Raw genomic sequence first — 3,340 nt, 5'->3', positions numbered from 1 at the left:
TGAGATTTTAAGGATGAAGGACACATTAAATGAAATTTTATCCTTTCACACTGGCCGGGATATTGAAAAAATATCAGAAGATACAGACAGAGATTTTTTTATGTCATCTGAGCAAGCTTTGGAATATGGCATTATAGACAGGGTCGTTGCTGATAGAAGCGAGTTGGAAGATAAGATAGACGACTCTTCAAAGGAGTAGCTTAATTATGGCTCGGAAAGAAAAAGACAATGATCACTTTTTTTGTTCTTTTTGTGGTAAAAATCAAAAAGAGGTCCAAAAGCTGATTGCAGGTCCCAGTGTTTATATTTGTAATGAATGTATCAAATTGTGCGGTGAGATTGTTGATGATGAAGAAAAAGAAAAGCAAGCCGACAAGAACGGGCTAAAGGATTTTCTAACACCCAGGCAGATAAAACAATTACTTGATGCGTATGTCATTGAACAGGATCGAGCTAAAAAAGTTCTTGCTGTGGCGGTTTACAATCATTACAAACGTCTGACGTCAACCATGGAAAAGAAAAAGGATGATGTGGAAATTCAAAAGAGTAATATCCTCATCATCGGTCCCACCGGATGCGGGAAGACACTTCTGGCTCAGACGCTTGCCAGATTTTTAGATGTCCCTTTTGCCATTGCAGATGCAACCGCATTAACCGAAGCGGGTTATGTTGGGGAAGATGTTGAAAATATAGTCCTGTCCCTGGTCCAGAATGCAGACTATGATGTTGAGAAAGCCCAGAAGGGTATCATTTATATTGATGAGATTGATAAAATATCCCAGCGCGGTGACAATCCATCCATTACCCGGGATGTTTCAGGGGAAGGTGTTCAGCAGGCGCTTTTAAAAATTATTGAGGGCACGGTTGCCAGTATCCCGCCAAAAGGGGGGAGAAAACATCCCCAACAGGATTATGTAAAGGTTGATACTTCCAATATTCTTTTTATTTGTGGTGGTACATTTACCGGGCTTGAAAAGGTGATTGAGAGAAGAATTACCAAGAAAACCATGGGATTTGGTGCCAAGATTATCGGGAAAAAAGATAAAAATATTGGAGAGCTTCTTGAACAGCTCAAGCCCGAAGATCTGATAAAATTTGGTCTTATACCGGAGTTTTTAGGCCGTTTGCCCATTATTACATCCATCGGTGAACTCAATGAGAAATCATTGGTTAAAATTTTGACCGAACCTAAGAATGCGCTTGTCAAACAATACCAGGAGTTATTGAATATTGAAGGCGTGGAACTTTTGTTCACGGATGAAGCCCTTGAGGCCATGGCAAAAGAAGCTGTACAAAGAAAGTCAGGTGCAAGGGGACTTCGTGCCATTATGGAAGAAACCATGCTGGATATCATGTATGAAATTCCGTCTAAAGAGAACGTTATAGAGTGTGTGGTGGGTGAAGAAGTAGTATTAAAGAACGAAGATCCGATACTGCTTTATGAGCAGCCTAAAAAACAGGCCTGAAAATAAAGAGAGTTCTAAAAGTTAATGATCAAAATTCCTAAGTTCTTTCATCAGGATGGTTCACAGAGTTTAAAAAAACAGCTTCCACTGGTGCCTTTAAGAGATATGGTGTTGTTTCCATTCATTACCACATCTGTTTTTGTCGGAAGGGATAAATCCATTAAGGCTTTATCTGAAGCTATGGCAACAGATAAGAAGATTTTTCTGACCACTCAAAAAGATCCTGAAGTTTTAAAACCGAATATTAATGATATTTTTCAGGTGGGCACCGAAGCCAAGATCACTCAGCTTCTCAGATTACCCGACGGAACCGTTAAGGCATTGGTTGAAGGGTGTGAAAGAGGAAAAATTGTTAAATTGGTTGATGAGCAAGGGTACCTCTGTGTTGATTACATACAGGTTGTTGAAGAGCCCTTATCTGAAAAAGCAAGGGACGCTGCTGTCAGAACGCTCACCGAGGCATTTGAACATTTTGTTAAACTCTCCGGATCGGTATCAAAGAGCTTTTTTAAAAACCTTGATGTCCTTGCCGCTCATGAGTCCCGATATGCCGATACCATCGCAACCCAGATGCCGTTTAAAGTGGCTGATAAGCAAAAATTGCTTGAATGTGGAAATATAGAAGACAGATTTTTTTTATTGTTAAAATTGATTCAAAAGGAAACAGAAGTCTTTGCCATGTCCCAGAAAATAAAGGGAAGGGTAAAGGAGCAAATGGAGAAGCTTCAGAAGAAGCACTATTTGAATGAGCAGATGCGCGCCATCAAAAAAGAAATGGGAGAAGGTGGTGATACAGCAGAATTTGCGGACCTTGAAAATCAGATAAAGAAAAAAAGAATGTCCAGGGAAGCGGCTTTTGTTGTGAGAAAGGAATTTGCAAAGCTAAAGATGATGCCTTCCATGTCATCGGAAGCCACTGTGGTCAGAAATTATATTGACTGGCTGATTTCTTTGCCATGGTTCAGAAAGAACCGGTCAAGGAATGATCTTAAAAAGGCTGAACAAATTCTGGATCAGGATCATTATGGGCTTGAGAAACCCAAGGAGAGGATTCTTGAGTATTTGGCCGTACAAATTCTTGTTAAAAAAATTAAAGGGCCGATTCTCTGTTTAGTGGGACCACCGGGTGTGGGAAAAACATCTTTGGCAAAATCGGTTGCCAGGGCTACCGGAAGAGCCTTTGCCAGAATTTCTCTTGGCGGTATCAGGGATGAAGCGGAAATCAGAGGCCATAGAAGAACTTATGTTGGAGCCATGCCGGGTAAGATTATTCAAACCCTGAAAAAAACAGGATATAACAATCCGGTTTTCTGTTTGGATGAAATTGATAAAATGACGGCTGATTTCAGGGGTGATCCATCATCTGCATTGCTTGAAGCACTGGATCCGGAGCAGAATAAAAATTTTAATGATCATTATCTTGAAGTAGATTATGATTTATCCCAAATCCTTTTCATCACCACCGCCAATACATTGTATGATATCCCGGCACCATTGAGAGACAGGATGGAAATCATTCAGATACCGGGCTATACAGAGTATGAAAAAGAGAAAATTGCCACAGGGTATTTGATACCAAAACAATTAAAAGAAAATGGTCTTTTTGAGGCGGATGCAGTTTTTTCAAAAAATGCCATCCATGCCATTATAAAACAATACACAAAAGAGGCAGGGGTAAGGAATCTGGAACGGGAGATCTCTTCCGTACTAAGAAAAATAGCCAAAGAGATCGTTCAAACCCATACTAGAAAATTGCATAAGATTTCAACAACCATGGTTTTAAAATACCTTGGACAGCCCCGCTTTAGAGACAGTGTCCTGGAAAAAAAAGACAGGACAGGGATTGTTACAGGGTTAGCATGGACCCAGGCCGG

The 3,340-nt window shown here is 40.3% G+C and carries 3 protein-coding genes; all 3 read left to right on the top strand.

Annotated features, from left to right (window positions below; translation table 11 throughout):
* Positions 1-199: ATP-dependent Clp protease proteolytic subunit (locus K8S13_RS15240; protein ID WP_291463775.1), on the top strand; the 199-nt coding region annotated here is incomplete at its 5' end.
* A 7-nt stretch (positions 200-206) separates the two neighbouring features.
* On the top strand, positions 207-1,466 hold the full coding sequence (gene clpX / locus K8S13_RS15235) for an ATP-dependent Clp protease ATP-binding subunit ClpX (RefSeq protein ID WP_291463773.1): 1,260 nt from the start codon (positions 207-209) through the stop codon (positions 1,464-1,466).
* 24 nt (positions 1,467-1,490) lie between these two features.
* Positions 1,491-3,340 (top strand): endopeptidase La (gene lon / locus K8S13_RS15230; protein WP_291463772.1); only part of this gene is annotated, 1,850 nt, incomplete at its 3' end.

This window comes from Desulfobacula sp., from assembly GCF_021107415.1.
This window is presented reverse-complemented; position numbering and strand designations above follow the sequence as displayed.

Bases quoted from the DNA above. Each gene is read 5' to 3' on its own strand.
- clpX (WP_291463773.1), top strand. From the start codon at position 207: ATGGCTCGGAAAGAAAAAGACAATGATCACTTTTTTTGTTCTTTTTGT.